Raw genomic sequence first — 18,307 nt, 5'->3', positions numbered from 1 at the left:
GAGAGAAGCGGATGAAGATATTGCTGGTCACCTATTGGGGGCTTACGAATATGGGCGGGATTTGGACATATATGAAGCAGCTGGCTGACAAGCTGAATGAGTATGGACATGAGGTTACGCTGATGGGAAGCCGTGCAGAAGATCATACGCTGTATCTGCTGGACCAGGGAATTTCCTTTGACAAAAAAACTCTCTATAACGTGCTGCTGCCACAGCTCGATAAGGACCGGTTTCCCCATTTGCATCTGGAGCATGGTATCTTCAGCTTTGAGCTGGGCCGTTACGTCTTTGAAGGCGGGGCAGCGGTTCTCGGTCTGGAGAAGTATGATGTGATCCATGCGCAGGACCCTATTTCTGCCTATGCTCTCCGGCGGATTATGAAGGTGCGTAAGCCTCTGGTCTCGAGCTTTCACGGAGCGCTGGCGTATGAATCCTATTTTGAATATAAAGGCCTTGAACCGGCGCTTACCCGAAAAGAGTATGAAAAACGGGCGATCTGGCGGTATTTCCGCCGGCTCGAAGGAATGGGAGTCCGGTCCTCTGACCTTATTCTGGTTTCTTCGGACTGGATAGGAAGGCTGGTGAACCGGCAGGATGCGGGTGAAGCGCCAATTCGTATACTGCCGTATGGAATTGATGTGAAGCAGTACGACGCGAAGGCAGCGCTCCCGGCCCCGCTTAAGTTTGGAGACGGACTCAAAGTAATTATGTACGCCGGACGTCTCGAATATATCAAAGGAGTACATGTGCTGATTGCGGCTCTGGGAATTCTGCAGCACAGCCGTCAGGACTGGGTATGTGCAATTTCCGGAATTGGCAGCCTTACAGAAGAATTGCAGGCGCAGGTGCTGGACCAGGGAATGCAGGGGCGGGTATTTTTCACCGGGAAAATGGACAATATTCCAGCTGCTCTGACCGCCGCGGATATTTATGTGCAGCCCAGCCTGCAGGACACACAGCCTTTTTCGGTGACGGAGGCTCAGCTTGCCGGAATTGCGCCGGTTGTAGCCGGAACGGCGGGGATGCCGGAAATGGTGCAGCAAGGGGTCACAGGATTTGTCGTACCGGCAGAGGATTCCATGGCACTGGCGGTGCAGCTGGAACAGTTGCTTCAAGATGACGAACTGCGGCTGCGGACAGGGAAGCAGGCCCGTAGCTGGGCTGAGCATAACCGTACACTGGATGGCATGGCAGCGGGGACACTGAAGGCGTATCATGAAGCCCTGTCGATGCAGCATGGGCAGAGTAGTTATCCCGCTCCCAGAAGGTTCAATAAAGGTGAGGGGCGTATTAGACTACCTCAGGCATTTCATCCTGCCGATATTTTGGAACATATGCCCCCTGACCGTCCGCTGGCTCATGCTCTGCGTGAGGGGCTTCCGCAGGATTATTGCATTCCTGATGCCCAAATGGCTCTCAAAGAGTAGAGGCATTCCCTGGTATAGGCTGTGTCCAAAGTTGTCATGCCTTACGGATTTAAGCATATACATGAGGGGAGTAACATTTTGGGCTTATGCTCTGGGCTTGTCTCAGGGTTAGATTATGCCAAGAAGGAGGACATTTCCCGTGTTTGACCAGTCCCACGGCTTGCGGTTTGATATTTATGAACGCATTCATCTGCCTGCAGAACTTCCGGGAATCGCTGAGCTGGAAGAGGTTGAGCTGATCCCGGACATCCAGGTAATTCAGCGGGAGGACCGTGCCGAGCTGTATGGTCAATTGCTGCTTACCGGGCTCTACCGAGGAGAAGATGACCGGACCCAGCGTTTGGAGCATGCGATTCCCGTAGAAATCACAGTTCCGCTGACACGGGTCAGCTCGCTTGAAGACATAGGGGTGGAGATCGAGAATTTTGATATTGACCTGCTTACGATGCGTACAGTCAATATCACAGGCGTACTATCCTTGCGCGGAATCGGGAGCGGTGATACGCAGCCAGCCTGGCAGCAGGAGGAATATACAGTAGCTTATTCTGCTGAAGATGAGGAGCGGTTAGAGGTAGCTCCTGCTGACAAGATTGAGCATGAGAATGATGCACTCTATGAGAATTCGCTCTGGACCTATGGCGAAGGAGCAACTGACATTACGGCACATGATCAAGGAAGCGGGCATGGCAATGCTGTCGGTGTCGAGGCTTCGGCTCCTCTGCCGAATTCGGAGCTTCCGGCAGAGGAGGGTTACAACCAGCCTGCCGCAGTAGCTGAGCCACAGCCAAAGGACAAGGAAGCCAAAGTCCGGACTCACAGTCTCGATGCTCATACCGGTTATGATGTCCTGGAGGCAAAGGCGGGTGAGCCAGCTCTAGAGATCCATTCTGTGTATCAGGAAGAGCCTCCACACCTCGCGGAAGCTGTGGAGAAGGCAGCAAGCTTGCCGGATGAAGCTGAAGCTGTAGCAGAACCCCAGCAGGAGAATGAGAACAATGGGGCTTTTGCATCTCCCGATGTAGAGCCTGTATCCGAGGAGAAACCTGACCTGAAAATTGGTCTTGGCAGCAAAAAAGAACCGAAGGAAGAAGAACGGGAGCAGCTTACCTTCTCTTCCCTTCTCAGCTCCAGCCGGGCCCGGAAGGAACAGGAGGAACAGCATGCCCCGGCGCCGGCACCGCCAGCAGCAGCACCGGATACCGGTAATAATACAGAATGGAAAAGCCGGTTCATCGGGGGCCGGGGCAGCGCGGACTTGTTCCGCAAAGTCCGGCTCTGCATTGTCCAGCGGGAAGAAACATTGGACACGATTGCAGAGAAATATCAGCTAAGTACAAGGGAATTGGTGATGTACAACCGACTCTCCGGACAGAATGTAGAGGAAGGTCAGGTATTGTACATCCCCTGAGATGGCTTAAGTAAGAGTCCCGGCCGGGTGCGGCCGGGATTTTTGCGTGGGATGGGGTATAGTATATGAATCGCAGTTGTGCATATGCTGGTTGACTAGGAATAGTACTGAATGTATTATGGGATTAAGTAAAATCAAAAGACTGGGAACGGGAAGAGTAGGCGGTTAGCCCTTCAGAGAGCGGAATTTGTAGTTGCTGTGAATTTCCGCAGGATGCAGCCCCCGAAGTCGCCCCGGAGTCGCCCTTCTAAGCCTGTTGCGCAGATGTGATGCACAGGGTAGGATGTGGCCGGACGCAGCCGTTATCTGCATGAGTGTCGCGCTAAGCTTTTGGAACCGTGAGGAACCGGGGCGAGGGTTTATTTTTTGTATAGTGCGAAACAAAGGTGGTACCGCGAAAGAATGACCTTTCGTCCTTTGAGACGAAGGGTCTTTTTGTGTTTATAACTTGTTATTCAAATGGAGGGTTCAACTATGGCTGACCACAAGAACAGAACGGCTGAGCTGACTGATTTGCAGGATGCGGAACAGCCACAAGCGCCAAGCAGCAAACAAAGCGATATGCCGACCACATATGATCCGAAGGCGGCAGAGCAGAAATGGTATGCTTACTGGATGGAGCATGGCTTCTTTGAAGCCGGTAAACGTCCGGAAGCAGAAGCCTACAGTATTGTTATTCCCCCGCCGAATGTGACGGGCATGCTGCATATCGGGCATGCGCTCGATTTCACGCTGCAGGATATTCTGATCCGCACGAAGCGGATGCAGGGCTTCGATACGCTATGGCTGCCGGGAACAGACCATGCAGGTATCGCGACCCAGACGAAGGTGGAGCAGAAGCTGCGCCAGCAGGGCATTTCCCGGCATGACTTGGGACGTGAGAAATTCCTGGAGCAGGTATGGTCCTGGAAGGACCAGTATGCCGAGACCATTCATGAACAATGGGCCAAAATGGGGCTGTCTCTGGACTATTCGCGCGAGAGGTTTACTCTGGACGAAGGATTGACCAAAGGGGTACGCCAAGTCTTTGTTGAGCTGTACCGCAAAGGCCTGATCTACCGAGGGAAACGGATTATTAACTGGGACCCGGCCGCACGTACGGCTTTGTCTGATATCGAAGTGGAATATAAGGAAGTTAACGGACATCTGTATCACCTTCGTTACCCGCTTAAAGACGGCACCGGCTTCATTACGGTAGCAACCACACGTCCGGAAACCATGCTTGGCGATACAGCGGTAGCGGTACATCCTAAGGATGAACGTTATAAAGATCTTATTGGCAAAACGCTGATTCTGCCGATCATTGGAAGAGAGATCCCGATTATTGCCGATGATTATGTTGATAAGGAATTCGGCAGCGGGGCTGTGAAGATCACCCCGGCCCATGACCCGAACGATTACGAGGTGGGACTGCGCCACAATCTGCCGCAGATCAATGTGATGGATGAGAGCGGGACGATGAACGAAGAAGCCGGCCCTTACCAGGGCCAGGATCGTAGTGAATGCCGCAAGAATATCGTCGCGGACCTCAAGGAACAGGGCGTTCTGGTGTCCATTGAAGACCATGTACACCAGGTTGGACACAGCGAACGTTCAGGAGCCGTAGTTGAGCCTTATCTGTCCACCCAGTGGTTTGTAAAGATGAAGCCGCTGGCCGAGGCAGCCATCGCCGCACAAAAGGATGGGTCCGGAGTTAACTTCGTTACGGAGCGTTTTGAGAAAACCTATTTGAACTGGATTGAAAATGTGCGTGACTGGTGTATTTCACGCCAGCTGTGGTGGGGACACCGCATTCCGGCATGGTACTCGGAATCTACGGGTGAAGTATTTGTAGCAGATACCGAAGAGGAAGCCCGCGAAATCAGCGGACTTGATGACTTGAAGCAGGATGAGGACGTTCTTGACACCTGGTTCAGCTCCAATCTGTGGCCGTTTGCCACAATGGGCTGGCCGGATGAGAACAGCAGCGACTATCAGCGTTATTTTCCGAACAATGTGCTGGTTACCGCTTACGATATTATCTATTTCTGGGTAGCCCGGATGATCTTCAGCGCGCTTGAATTTACAGGGAAGAAGCCGTTCTCCGATGTGCTGATACATGGTTTGGTACGAGATGCAGAAGGACGCAAAATGTCCAAGTCGCTCGGTAACGGGATTGATCCGCTGGATGTTATTGAACAATATGGCGCGGATGCCATGCGTTATATGATTTCCACGGGTATCACCGCCGGCCAGGATCTTCGTTTCCGTATTGAGAAGGTCGAGCAGGCCCGTAACTTTGCCAACAAAATATGGAATGCCTCGCGCTTTGCGCTCATGAATCTGGAGGGCGTAAACTTTGCAGATATTGACATTACGGGTGAGCTTTCGACAGCAGACCGCTGGATTTTACATCGTTTGAACGAAACTTCTCGTGATATTACGCGTCTAATTGACGCGTACGAGTATGGCGAGACCGGCCGTCTCTTGTACAACTTCATCTGGGATGACCTATGCGACTGGTACATCGAGTTCTCCAAGCTTACGCTGTATGGTGAGGATGCTGCGGCCAAGGCTAAGACTCAATCAGTGCTTGCCTATGTGCTTGACCGTACGCTGCGTCTGATTCATCCGTTCATGCCGTTCATCACTGAGGAAATCTGGCAGCATCTGCCGCATGAAGGGGATACCATTATGCTGGCCGAATGGCCGAAGTACGAAGCTGCACTGGAGCAGCCACAGGCTGTGGCGGAAATGAACCTGCTGATGGATGTGATCCGTGCGGTCCGCAATGTCCGTGCTGAAGTCAACGTTCCGATGAGCAAAAAGGTAGAGCTGATCATCAAAGCCGCGAGCGAAGAAACACTAAGCATTATCGCCCGCAACGATAACTACATTGGGCGTTTCTGTAACACCTCTTCCTTCGAGGCAGGCCTTAATCCGCAAACACCGGATAAGGTCATGTCCGCTGTGATTACGGGAGCAGAGCTGCTGCTGCCGCTTGCAGGTCTGATTGATATCGAACAAGAGATTACCCGACTGGAAAAAGAAGTGCAACTTCTAAACAGCGAAGTAGAGCGCGTGGAGAAGAAGCTCGGCAATCAGGGCTTTGTTGCCAAAGCGCCAGCTAAAGTCATCGAAGAGGAACGGGCAAAGCAGGGGGATTACTCTGCCAAACGTGAAAAAGTGCTAGCCCGCATCGCAGAGCTGAGAGGATAATCGACTATGGATGAGTGGATCGGGAGCGGCGGAACCGCTCCCTTAAGTTCTTATACAGAATCAGTGGATTGGATTAACGGCCTGATTCCTTTCGGCATCCGCCCAGGCCTGGAACGGATTGAACGGCTGATGGAGTTACTGGGCCAGCCCCAGCGCAAGCTGAAATTCATTCATGTGGCGGGTACGAACGGCAAAGGCTCGACCTGTGCATTTTTGACCAGTGTACTCATGAACAGCGGGTACAGCGTGGGCACCTTCACGTCCCCTTACATCACCAAATTCACGAACCGTTTTCAGTACAATGGAACGGATATTCCTGAAGAGGTGCTGGCAGAGCTTGCGAACAAGCTGCATCCGCTGGTCGAAGAGATTGCACAGACTGAGCTGGGCTCACCCACAATGTTTGAAGTTGCTACCGCTCTGGCCATTCTCTATTATGCGGAAGTCTGCTACCCCGATGTTGTCGTATGGGAGACTGGTCTTGGGGGAAGGCTGGATGTAACGAATATTGTAACCCCGATTGTGTCTATCATTACAAATGTCGGTCACGATCACACCGATGTTCTGGGGGATACTGTAGAAGAGATTGCGGGTGAAAAAGCCGGGATCATCAAACCGGGTGTTCCTGCCGTCAGCTGTGTTAGCCAGCCGGAAGCAATCGCAGTACTCAAGGCAAAAGCTGCTGCCAGCAGGTCCACACTCTACCTTGCCGGAGATGATTTCAGCTACAGCAACGCTACATTCAAGGAAGGCCTGCAGTCTTTTACCTTCAAGGGTCCTTTCCGTTCGCTTGAGCTTGACATCGCAATGAAGGGCGAGCACCAGCTCAGTAATGCAGCCGGAGCGATGATGGCGCTGGAGGTCTTGCGTCAATACATGGCTTTTATGCTGGAAGACGAGGATGTGCAGCAAGGCTTCCGCAGCACCTTTTGGGCGGGAAGACTCGAGGAAGTGCATTCTTCGCCGCGGATCGTGCTGGATGGGGCACATAACCCCGAAGGCGCGGAGAGTCTGGCCAAAAGTTTGCCGCAGTTTTACAAGTACAATCAATTAAATTTGCTCATGGGGATGCTGGCAAATAAGCATCATGAGTCATACTTCAAGCATATACTGCCTATAGTGGATACGCTCATCCTGACCGAACCGGATTTCCGGAAGAAAATGGACGCGGAAGATCTGCAGGCTATCGCAGAACGTCTGCGGGAGAAATATGCCAAAGAAAATTTGGTAATTATAGTAGAACATGATTGGGGTAGGGCGCTGCAGCTTCTGCAGTCGATCACAGCGGAGAAAGACCTTGCAGTCGTCTCCGGAACGCTGTATTTGATTTCTGATGTGCGCAGTACGCTTTTACGGCAACCCAATTCTGAAAAAGGCTGGTGACGAACTGTTGGATACTACTGAACGTGTGCATTTTATAGGGATCGGCGGCTATGGTATGAGCGCGATTGCCCGGGTAATGCTGGAAATGGGATATACGGTAACGGGCTCCGACGTGGTGGCTCAGGAACTGACCGAGAAATTAATAGCCAAAGGCGCCAAAGTGTATATTGGACATACAGCCGAGCAAGTAAAAGGCGCGGATCTTGTCGTATACTCCACGGCCCTTTCAAGTGATAATGTGGAATGGGTAGAAGCGGAACGGCTCAAGATTCCGGTCCTGCACCGCTCGCAAATGCTGGCCCGGCTGCTGAATGAACGCAAGGGCGTAGCCATTGCCGGTGCGCATGGCAAAACCACGACCTCTTCCATGATTGCGTTGATTATGGAAGATTGCGGAGTGGACCCAACTTATATTATCGGTGGGGAAATTATGAATGTCGGCACGAATGCCAAGGCCGGACAAGGGGAGTACGTCGTGGCCGAAGCGGATGAGAGCGATGGCTCCTTCCTGCAGTACCATCCTTGGCTGGGGATCGTAACGAACATTGAAGCGGATCATCTGGAGAATTACGGGGGTGATTTTGGCCGCTTGAAGGCTGCTTACGTTCAATTCATGAATCAGATGCGTGAGGACGGTACGGCGATTGTATGTGCGGATGATGAAACAGCAACCTCGCTGTTGCCTGAGGTCAAAGGCAGCGTCATCACCTACGGCATTCATTCGGGTGTAGCAGATTACATTGCGACGGACATCGTTTTAGGTGACCGGCAGGTGGCCTATACCATGAATTTTGGCAGTACGGTGCTGGGACGCATTGAGCTGTCCATTCCCGGAAAATACAATCTGTACAACTCCATGGCAGCAGTGATTGCCTGTCTGAAAGCCGGAATTCCATTCCAGGCGATCGCAGAGTCCATCGTGAAATTCCATGGCGCCAAACGCCGCTTTCAAGTGCTCGGGGAGATCAATGATATTCTTGTCATCGATGATTATGCGCATCATCCTACAGAAATTCAGGCAACCATCAGCGCAGCCAAGGCAACGGGCAAACGGATTATTGCCGTATTCCAGCCGCAGCGCTATACACGGACCTTTTTCCTGCTGGATGCCTTCAGCCGTGCGTTCAGTGAAGCCGATGAAGTGATTCTCACTGACATTTATTCACCGGCCGGAGAGAAGCAGATCGAAGGTGTCAGTTCCGCCAAGCTGGTGGAATTAATTGTTCAGAACAGCAATGCCAGCGCAAGACATCTGCCGACCAAGGAAGCTGTATTAGCTGACTTGCAGGGCCGGATTGCTCCAGGTGATCTCGTGATTACGATGGGAGCGGGAGACATTTGGAAGGTTGGGTACGCACTGGCAGAGGAACTGAAAAAACACTGAGCCTGAAGCCTACAATCTAATATTTGCACATTTTACGCAGAAACGGATACCGCTCTTTATACTAAAGGGACGGCTATACCGTTTTTGCTTGTAATGGGACAAGCATTTATCTATTCCCCCGCACATGGTGGTGTGACTTATGGCTGTACAGCTTGATATCCGAACACTGTTATATCTATTTATCTTTGGAAATCTGTTTACGGCTTTGCTTACAAGCTTCTATCGTCTTCATTCGTCCAGAGACAAAGCCTCCACCCTGTTTATAGCTGCGAAATGGCTGCAAGTGGCCTATTGGTCCTCGTTCCTGGTATGGAATGTGATGCCCCGCTATATAGCAATACCTCTTAGCAACGCTCTGATTCTAGCCGGGGGAGGCTTGGAGATTGCTGCGCTTCTTCTGATGACGGGGCTGTTTGGACGCAAAGCTAAGTTGTATTATTGGACAATCTCCGTTTGCAGTGTGATCAGCTACGGAAGTGTTGCCTTGTTTTATAACAGACCGAATATACGGGTAGCCACCACGTCGCTGTGGGCGGTGCTGTTTATGGTTTATCCTGCATTCCGTTTGATGAAGAATCGAAAAGGCTCGCCTCTGCAGGGACTGATGGGGTTCATTTTTTTCCTTTTTGCGGTGGTGATGCTGATCCGGTCGATGACTGCGCTGTTTCTGGAACCCGGTATGGGAGCGCTCTCGCCCAACCTGCCGCAGTATTTATATTTTCTGGGCATGTTCTTTTTGCTGATCGTAGGTTCGTCAGCTTTTATTCTTTTATCCAATGAACACACTTATGAGAAGTTAAAAAGAATGGCAACCTATGACGGGTTGACTGGAATCCTGGGGCGCAGGACTTTTATGCAGGAAGCGGAACAGAAACTGGCCCATGCAGTGAAGAAACAGGAATTTTTCTCTCTGCTGCTGCTGGATCTTGATCATTTTAAAAGAGTGAATGATTCGAAGGGCCACGACGTTGGCGATGCAGTTCTGCAGGATTTCGTGTTCACCATCCAGAGCAATCTCAAAACCTTTGATCTGTTCGGCAGAGTAGGCGGAGAGGAATTTGCCGTTTTACTCTGCGGACTTGACGAAGAAGACAGCGGTTGCAGGGCTGAGCAGCTAAGGCAAGCCGTGGAGGAGGGTGCCTCCAGCTTTACATATCCCGGGGAGTACACAGTCAGTATTGGTATCGTTACAGTCCTTCCGGGCCCCCTCACTTCCCTGAACATGTTGTATAAGCTTAGTGACCAGGCGTTGTATCAGGCGAAGCAGCTAGGCCGAAACCGTGTAGTACGGTCTGGTTAGAATGGCCGGGATAGCGGCATACATAGGGTTCCACCACCAAGGAGTGAGTTTGATAGCCGTCCATCTGGATCTGAATACACTGCTGGTTTGTCTATTTTTCGGGAATTTATTTACAGTCCTTCTTGTTATAGCTTACCGTTCACGCCAGTCAAAAGATAGAACCACCGGACTGTTTGTGGCGGCAAAGCTTCTTCAACTGGTTATCGTGCTGCTCCTGATGCAAGAGGACTTCCTTGGCCTCCGGTTCACTCTTCCGCTTAACGTCCTCCTGAGCTTGGCGGCAGGCACGGTGGAAGCTTTTTCCCTCCTGAAACTGCTGGGGGCCTATTCGGGCCGGATCAGAACCTATTATTTTTCCCTGGCGGGATTGTCCGCTCTTTCCCTGCTGCTTATTTATATTCTGTATCCTGACAAGCCACTGCACATCGCCTCGGCAACGCTGTCCGGGGTGTTGTTTATAGTGTATCCAGCTTACATCCTAGGGATAAAGGGCAAAAAAACACCTTTGCAGGAAATGATGGGCCTGCTCTATGGAATAGTGATCCTGACTTTGCTGGGGCGGGCAGCCTTAACATTCTATACGCCGGCGGCTAGAAACTCCTTTGCTCCGGAAATCCTTCAAACCCTGTACTATATCGGTGTGTATTTGCTGATGTTTCTGGGCACTTCAGGTTTCATGCTTCTGTCCCGCGAACAATCCTATGCGGAGCTGGAAAGGGTCGCCACCTTCGATGAACTGACCGGAATCCTTAACCGCAGATCATTTGTACAGCGTGCCCGCTCCAAGATTGCCGATTTGGCCAAAGGGAATATCCCCTTTTCTTTTCTATTACTCGATATCGATCATTTCAAGAATGTGAATGATACTTACGGACATGATACCGGGGACAAGGTGCTAGGGGATTTTTCCCGTAAAATACAGGGCCAGCTTGGTGATAGCGACCTGTTCGGCAGATTTGGCGGTGAGGAATTCGCTGTTTTGCTGTATTGCTCGGATGAGGAAACCAGTGGAAGAACCGCCGAACAGCTGCGCCGCTGTGTGCTGGATGCTGTGATCGATGGCATTCCGATGCCTTACACGGTGAGCATCGGCATCATCACGGTCCACTCGGGGGAGCGGGTTCCTTTGAATACACTGTACAGACTAAGCGATGCGGCGTTGTATCAAGCTAAGCAGCAAGGAAGAAACCGAGTGGTGCGAAGCCGGGAAACCCCTGGGAGTTCGTAACCTAAATAACAACAATAACAGGAGCGTTCTTTCACCTCAGCCGGGGCAGGAGCGCTTTTTGGTGTGGAAATCCATTTTTTGAAAATTATTTTTGGAAAATACATGAAACGACAAAAAAACGGTGCAAATTGGGGTAATATATCTTAAATACTTCACGAAGTAGATAGATATCAGACTATTGGAGAGTAGGAGACGAAAACAATGAGGGAGAAATTGCTATTCATATCCGCAGAAAATCCTTTTCCCCAGGACAGCGGCGGCAAGCTGAGAACTGGAAATATACTGAATATTTTACTGGCCAAATATGATGTGGATCTGCTTACTTACAGCAACACAAAGTCTTCAGCGGAAAAGGAGAAAACGCCGGGACTTGCAATACACGAAGTAGAGCGAACAATGAATTACCGTAAAGCTATGCTCCGCTCCTTATATAAATGGCGCAACAGTTCCTACATGAGTCATGTGGATGTAGATATGCGCAGCAAGATTATGGGGTTGTGCCGTGAGAACAGCTACAGTCATATTTTTATATCCCATAGCCTGCTTGGAAGCTGCATTGATATCGTGCGTGAAGCACTACCTGAGGCTGTAATCACCACGGATGCCCACAATTTCGAGAGTGGACTCTCCGGACAGCTGGCAGCCGGGAAGAAAGGTGCAGCGAAACTGTTTTATACTCTCAATGCCGTATGGACGAAGCGGGATGAGCTTAAGCTGATGGACAAAACGAACCTGCTGCTGACCACTTCGGAACAGGATGGACTGGCATTCAAAGCACTTTCTCTCGGGAATTCGCATAAAGTCCATGTGATTCCCAACTTTATCCGTATGGGCGATTATCTGGCTAATGTGAAAACTCCCAAAGAGCAGTGGATTATTTTACCGGGTAATATGAACTACTTTCCGAATATTAACGCAGCAACGTATTTCAACCGTGAGATTTACCCGCTCATCAAATTGAAGGTGCCGGGGATTAAGTGGTATATCGTGGGCAGGGATGTACACCCGGAGGTCGCAGCATTGGCTGAAAATGACCCTTCGATTGTGATCACCGGTTATGTCGACAGTGTTGCAGATTATGTGCGTAAAGCTCAAGTTGTTATTGCGCCCTTGCTGGAGGGAAGCGGCACCCGCCTAAAAATCCTGGAGGCCTGGGCGTTGAAGACACCCGTCGTCTCAACCACGAAAGGAGCAGAAGGATTGCTCTATGAGCATTCCCGGAACATTATGATTGCCGATGACCCCGCAACCTTTGCGGACAGTGTGATTCAGCTTCTTCAGGATCATGAACGCGGAATAGTGCTGGCGGACCGGGCTTATCAAACATTGATTGCCAATTATGAGGCCGAAAGTGTACGGGAGAAGCTGCTGAGTTTGGTCTGAATGGTATCGTTTTTCAAAAAAAGAATTTTTTACTCCATAAATCGACAATATTTCGCGAGGGAATACGGTACTATTGTTCTACATCTAAAGTTTCATGAAAAGCGGCGGGATGTCATCCGCTTGCTTTTTTTCTGCGCAAATATCTGCACATGACGACTGAAGTATTTCATAGATTATCAAGGAGACAGAGCCATGAGAGAAAGAATGCTGTTCCTTTCAGCCCATAATCAATGCAGTGAGGGAGCGGAGCTTCGGACAGAAAGTTTTCTTGTGATCCTTTTGGAGAAATTTGATATCGACCTTTTGGAGTATTGCCCGGGAGCCCGGGAGCGGTTTGCTAATTTTAGTCCTGCGCTTACCCTCCACCGGGCAGGTAAGGCCGTTGATCCCCGGAGAACACTGCTGCGTCCGCTGGACAGGCTCCGTTCCCAAACCTCCCATGACGCCGGAAAAGAACTGCGGACGGAGATTAAGGAACTCTGCAGCCAGCACGCCTACAGTCATGTATTTATATCCCACAGTCTGCTGGGCAACTTTATCGACCTGATTGCTACCTTGCTTCCCGGTGCAGTCATTGTTACGGATGCCCAGAGAACCGTGAGCAGGACTGTGGAAAGGGAAGGGACTGTCCAGCGTAAGATCAGGCATCATTACCGCAAAATAAACGAGGCCCGGGTCCGGCACGATGAGCGGAAGCTGATGAGCAAAACCGGTCTGCTGCTGGCCGCCAGCGAGTGGGATGCCTTGTCATTTAAGGCACTGTCTTTTGCCAATGCAGGCAAGGTACACGTTGTACCTCCATTTGTGAATCTGCAGGAGTATCAATTTACCGATCCGGTATGCAAAGAGAACGGCATCATGCTTCACTGGGACATGCATACTGTTCAAGGCAAGAACGCCGTCATGTTGTTTCATAAGAAAATTTACCCGTTGATCCGGGCCGAGGTACCTGATGTTCAATGCTATATTGTAAGCAGCGCAGTACATCCCGAGGTGCTGGCCCTCTCCAGAGCGGATTCTTCCGTGAAGGTTATTGAAGAACCCGGACAAGCTGCTGAATACATACGCCGGTCCAAGGCAGTCTTGGTATATTTGCGTGAAGGCAGCCACAGTCAGAAAAAGATTCTGGAAGCCTGGGCACTCCGGACTCCGGTAGTAACCAGCCTTAAAGGTGCGGAGGCGCTAAACTGTGAGCACGGGCGGAATATATTGCTGGCCGGTACCACTGTTGCTATGGCCGAACATGCAATCAAGCTGCTGCAGTCCCCCGAGCTTGGCTCCCTTATCGCTGACCGTGCTTACCGGACGCTGGTAAATCACTATGAGATGAAGAAAGTTCAGGCCAAAGTACTAAGCCTCGTGTAATTATATCAACATAGCATATCCATCTCTCGTCTATCATATATTTCCTTATAGAATAGACGATAGTGAGGTGTGTGCTTTGAGTAACGGAAGAATGACGTTCAAGTTTGAAGTGGATAACAGCAAGAAACCTGAATCAAACGAGCGCAGATCAGGAGCCGGGCTGGGTACTGCCAGAGATTACACGGAAATAGAGCAGCGGGACGGAATGGGGACCTTCGAAGAACCCAAATCGCATTTTTTTCCATCCGGTCATGCGCCTGATTTATGGGAGGGGGAACCGCAGTTTGCTCTTGTTCCGGCACAGGAGCATGAAGTGGACCAGGAGGAACGCAACTATGCTACAGCCTGGGCAACGGAGACGGAGCACTATAGTGACCTTTCCGCTCTAGGGAGTGGCTTTGGAGGTTCCTACCATACCCGCCGTCCCTCCTATTGGTGGAAGCTAGCCCTATCCATAGCCGGAGCCTTGGGGATCGGCATTCTACTTGGATATGCTGCCTTGTCTTTTATAGGCGGCGGAAGCCTTACAGGCAGTTCCAACACGCCGAGAGTTAACTCTGCTGTGCAGGAAGGTAAGGGTACAACTGCTGTTCTGCCGCAGGATATAAGCAAAAATGCGGGAGTGAACCCCATTTCTGTACAGGTTGCAGAACAGACCTATTATCTCCTGCAGTACGGTGTGTTCAGCACTCCGGCAGGAGCAGAGCAGGCCCGTCAGGAACTGCTGGATGCAGGACTTGCAGCCGGTCTCGATCCGGCTGACGGCAACCGGGTATATGCGGGAATGTCGCCGGACCGTGAGCAGGCCAAGCTCCTCAGCAGCGGTCTGAAGAACCAGGGTATTGAGCTATATGTTAGGGAGGTTTCACTCCCTGCAGCGGCAGAAGCCGCTTACACCGGGCAAGCAGAAACTGTGAATAACTACTTCGCTGCCAGCGGGAAGCTGCTGGGTGAGCTCAGCAGGCTCTCCGCGGCCGAACTAAGCGGGCAGGAAGAGGCTGCGGAGAGTACAGAGGTCAGTACACTTCATATGCAGTGGACCGAAGCGGTCAAAGCATTGGAGCCGGGCCTGCCCGCTGAAGCTCAAAAGCTTTGTGCCGGGCTGGAGAAATCTATGAGCCAGGGGATTTCCGCGCTGAACGAGTATAACAAGAACCAAGCTCAAGGTTTGTTGTGGGAGGTGCAGGAGGCCATGATGAGTTTCCTCACCGGTCAGAAGAGCCTGCTGGCAGCCCTGACCTAAATGCTTCTTTTCATGAATTAGAAACAGTACTCCCCCGATTCCGGCAATCTGCCGGGCGGGGGAGTACTGTTATTTTGGGGAGCTGAATGATTCACTGATGCTATGTAGTCTATTTCGCAGGTCCCAGCCGATACAGATGTGCTATATAACATACCAATGATTGGCATACAGCTATGAATTCCATTGGGGAAGTGGTAATCATTTCCGTACCGGATTTTACGTTTGTATTGAACTCCGTTTCACCGTATAATAATTAGGGTGTCAAAAAATGGCGAGGGAAGACTTAGATGAAGAAGAAAAATGTGGGAATACTGCTGTTATTTCTAATTCTGGGCTGGCTAGCCGGGGCGTGGATCGCCAAACTGCTGGAACCTGTAAAAGCTTTGTCTTTTCTTACAGCCTCGACTGTACTCAAATGGTCGCCGCAAGCCGATTTGGACATCATAACTTACGACATCACTATTCATTTGAAATTGTGTCTGCTCAGTCTTGCAGGAATTATTACGGCCCTTTGGCTCTACCGGAGACTATAGCATTCGCTGTTCACTTCAGAAGGGACGCTACTACAGTGGAGCATGACAACTCACGACAGATTATTCTTGCCTCCGGTTCTCCGCGCCGCCGGGAACTGCTAACGCTGCTGGGCTTGCCCTTTAAGGTGATCTCGAGCGATGCGGATGAGAGCACGGCTCCAGGTCTTGCACCTGAGGATATTGTGCGCAGTCTCGCGCTCCGCAAAGCGGAGGCAGTCCTGTCATCTGCTGGTGAACGTGCATCCGTTATCGTTGGCAGTGACACAATCGTGGTACTGGACGGCCAAGTGCTCGGCAAGCCGTTGGACCCGCAGGACAGCAGAGCCATGCTTAAGCTGCTGCAGGGCCGGACACACCAGGTGTATACCGGAGTAGCCTGCATAGGGTTGCCTGAAGAGAAGACTGTAGTCCGGCACCGGGTAACCTCTGTAACCATGAGAGCGATGAGCTTGGATGAAATCTCCGCTTACATAGCGACCGGAGAGCCTGCCGATAAGGCTGGCTCCTATGCGATCCAAGGGCTGGGCGCCACCCTGGTGGAACGGATTGAAGGCTGTTATTTTAACGTGGTCGGATTGCCGCTGTCACTGCTTGGGGAGATGTTGTCCGATTTTGGCATCTCAGTGCTTGGCCTTCAAGGATCGGATTAGGAAAGAGGGATAGGGATGGAGTCGCAATTATTAATGCTGCGGGACCTCCCCCATGAAGAACGACCACGAGAGCGCATGATGCATTATGGGGCAGAATCACTAAGTCAAGCAGAGCTGCTGGCCATCCTGCTGCGTACAGGTACGCGGGCAGAATCGGCTATTCATATTGCCCAGCGGATTCTGGGACAGGCAGGCAGTCTTCGCGGGCTGGCGGACCTGAGCATTGAAGAACTGACGAATATCAAAGGCATCGGCCCTGCCAAGGCGGTGCAACTCAAAGCTGGCATAGAGCTGGGAAGACGAATGGCGAATTCCCGGCTGACCGATCCGGTCATTATCCGCTCTCCACAGGATGCGGCGGAGATATTAACCGAGCAGCTGCGTTATCTGCAGAAGGAGCATTTTGTCTGCCTCTTTCTGAATACGAAAAATCATGTTATTGCGCAGGAGACATTATCCATGGGTAGCCTCAACGCCTCCATTGTGCATCCCCGTGAGGTGTTCAGGGCAGCTATGAAATGCAGCAGCGCAGCTATCATATGCGCACATAATCATCCGAGCGGTGATCCTACGCCCAGTCCGGAGGACATCTCCTTAACCTCAAGATTGCTTCAGGCCGGGGAGATTGTCGGGATCGATGTGCTGGATCACCTGATTATTGGAGACAGCAGTTTTGTAAGTTTGAAGGAAAAAGGTTTTATGTAATACAATTGTCCAGAGATACAAGGAAAAGGAGAATACAAGCATGTTAGGTGGTTTTACGAAAGATTTAGGAATTGACCTGGGGACAGCGAATACGCTTGTCTATGTACGCGGTAAGGGGATTGTTGTCAGAGAGCCTTCCGTTGTGGCCATTAATACAGATACTAAGACCATTGAAGCCGTTGGCGAATCTGCCAAAAAAATGATCGGCCGTACGCCGGGAAATATCCGTGCCATTCGTCCAATGAAGGATGGAGTAATTGCTGATTTTGATACCACGGCAACTATGATCAAATATTTTATCCGTCAGGCGCAGAAACAGCGCTCGATGTTCCAGCGCCATCCAAATGTAATGGTGTGCGTACCGTCCGGCATCACAGCTGTGGAGCAGCGTGCTGTTGAGGATGCTACCAAGCAGGCGGGTGCTCGTGAGGCCTATATTATCGAGGAACCTTTTGCAGCTGCCATTGGTGCAGATCTTCCGGTATGGGAGCCTACAGGCAGTATGGTTGTCGATATTGGCGGAGGGACTACTGAAGTGGCTGTTATCTCCCTTGGTGGTATCGTGACCAGCCGGTCTGTTCGGGTTGCCGGCGACGAAGCGGATGAATCCATCATTCAATACATCAAGCGCCAATATAATCTCATGATCGGGGAGCGTACCTCCGAGCAGCTCAAGATGGATGTGGGCTCTGCTCTGCCTCTGGAGAAGACCGAAACCATGGAGATCCGCGGACGTGATCTCGTGACCGGTCTGCCTAAGACGTTGACCATTACCTCAGATGAGATCTGCGAAGCATTGTCAGATACCGTAAATGCCATTGTCGAGGCTGTAAAGGTAACACTGGAGAAATGTCCACCTGAACTCGCTGCTGATATTATGGATCGGGGAATTGTACTTACCGGCGGCGGCGCTCTGCTGCGGAACCTGGATAAGTTGCTGGCCCGCGAGACCGGTATGCCGGTCATTGTTGCTGAGAATCCGCTGGATTGTGTAGCTATTGGAACAGGCAAAGCCCTGGAGAATATTCATCTCTTCAAGAGCCGCAGCAGCTCAGGCCTCCGCTCCAAGCGCTAATTGTATATGCTTGTGAACGTCAACC

Annotated in this window: 14 protein-coding genes; all 14 read left to right on the top strand. The window is 51.2% G+C overall.

Annotated features, from left to right (window positions below; all coding sequences use genetic code 11):
- Positions 1-11: 11 nt before the first annotated feature.
- A complete protein-coding gene (locus A3844_RS21765; protein ID WP_074108438.1) occupies positions 12-1,427 on the top strand; it encodes a glycosyltransferase family 4 protein in 1,416 nt (471 codons plus the stop codon).
- A gap of 139 nt (positions 1,428-1,566) precedes the next feature.
- Complete coding sequence (locus A3844_RS21760; protein WP_083606962.1) at positions 1,567-2,835, top strand: LysM peptidoglycan-binding domain-containing protein; 1,269 nt, start codon at positions 1,567-1,569, stop codon at positions 2,833-2,835.
- 561 nt (positions 2,836-3,396) lie between these two features.
- On the top strand, positions 3,397-6,033 hold the full coding sequence (locus A3844_RS21755; RefSeq protein ID WP_074108449.1) for a valine--tRNA ligase: 2,637 nt from the start codon (positions 3,397-3,399) through the stop codon (positions 6,031-6,033).
- Positions 6,034-6,039: 6 nt separating this feature from the next.
- The gene (locus A3844_RS21750) at positions 6,040-7,416 is read left to right on the top strand and encodes a bifunctional folylpolyglutamate synthase/dihydrofolate synthase (RefSeq protein WP_074108437.1); all 1,377 of its coding nucleotides are present in this window, start codon (positions 6,040-6,042) and stop codon (positions 7,414-7,416) included.
- 7 nt (positions 7,417-7,423) lie between these two features.
- Positions 7,424-8,800 carry a UDP-N-acetylmuramate--L-alanine ligase gene (murC, locus tag A3844_RS21745; RefSeq protein ID WP_074086574.1) on the top strand — a complete coding sequence of 459 codons (1,377 nt, stop codon included), beginning with the start codon at positions 7,424-7,426 and terminating at the stop codon, positions 8,798-8,800.
- 139 nt (positions 8,801-8,939) lie between these two features.
- Positions 8,940-10,100 carry a GGDEF domain-containing protein gene (locus A3844_RS21740; RefSeq protein WP_074108436.1) on the top strand — a complete coding sequence of 387 codons (1,161 nt, stop codon included), beginning with the start codon at positions 8,940-8,942 and terminating at the stop codon, positions 10,098-10,100.
- Positions 10,101-10,149: 49 nt separating this feature from the next.
- Positions 10,150-11,328, top strand: coding sequence for a GGDEF domain-containing protein (locus A3844_RS21735; protein WP_074108435.1), 1,179 nt, complete (start codon positions 10,150-10,152; stop codon positions 11,326-11,328).
- 201 nt (positions 11,329-11,529) lie between these two features.
- Positions 11,530-12,711: a glycosyltransferase family 4 protein gene (locus tag A3844_RS21730; RefSeq protein WP_074108434.1), complete on the top strand. Its 1,182-nt coding sequence runs from the start codon at positions 11,530-11,532 to the stop codon at positions 12,709-12,711.
- Positions 12,712-12,903: 192 nt separating this feature from the next.
- A complete protein-coding gene (locus A3844_RS21725; protein WP_074108433.1) occupies positions 12,904-14,076 on the top strand; it encodes a glycosyltransferase in 1,173 nt (390 codons plus the stop codon).
- Between the two features lie 76 nt (positions 14,077-14,152).
- The gene (locus A3844_RS21720; RefSeq protein WP_074108432.1) at positions 14,153-15,319 is read left to right on the top strand and encodes an SPOR domain-containing protein; all 1,167 of its coding nucleotides are present in this window, start codon (positions 14,153-14,155) and stop codon (positions 15,317-15,319) included.
- A 287-nt stretch (positions 15,320-15,606) separates the two neighbouring features.
- Entirely contained in the window at positions 15,607-15,852 is a 246-nt protein-coding gene (locus A3844_RS21715) for a DUF4321 domain-containing protein (RefSeq protein ID WP_074086580.1), read from the top strand.
- 35 nt (positions 15,853-15,887) lie between these two features.
- Positions 15,888-16,502 (top strand): Maf family protein, encoded by a 615-nt coding sequence (locus A3844_RS21710; RefSeq protein WP_074086581.1) that lies wholly within the window; start codon positions 15,888-15,890, stop codon positions 16,500-16,502.
- Between the two features lie 15 nt (positions 16,503-16,517).
- Entirely contained in the window at positions 16,518-17,207 is a 690-nt protein-coding gene (radC, locus tag A3844_RS21705) for a RadC family protein (protein ID WP_074086582.1), read from the top strand.
- 40 nt (positions 17,208-17,247) lie between these two features.
- Positions 17,248-18,282: a rod shape-determining protein gene (locus A3844_RS21700; protein ID WP_074086583.1), complete on the top strand. Its 1,035-nt coding sequence runs from the start codon at positions 17,248-17,250 to the stop codon at positions 18,280-18,282.
- Positions 18,283-18,307 lie beyond the last annotated feature (25 nt).

Origin of the sequence: Paenibacillus helianthi (genome assembly GCF_001909055.1) — a bacterium.
GTDB lineage: Bacteria > Bacillota > Bacilli > Paenibacillales > Paenibacillaceae > Paenibacillus_AQ > Paenibacillus_AQ helianthi.
This window is presented reverse-complemented; position numbering and strand designations above follow the sequence as displayed.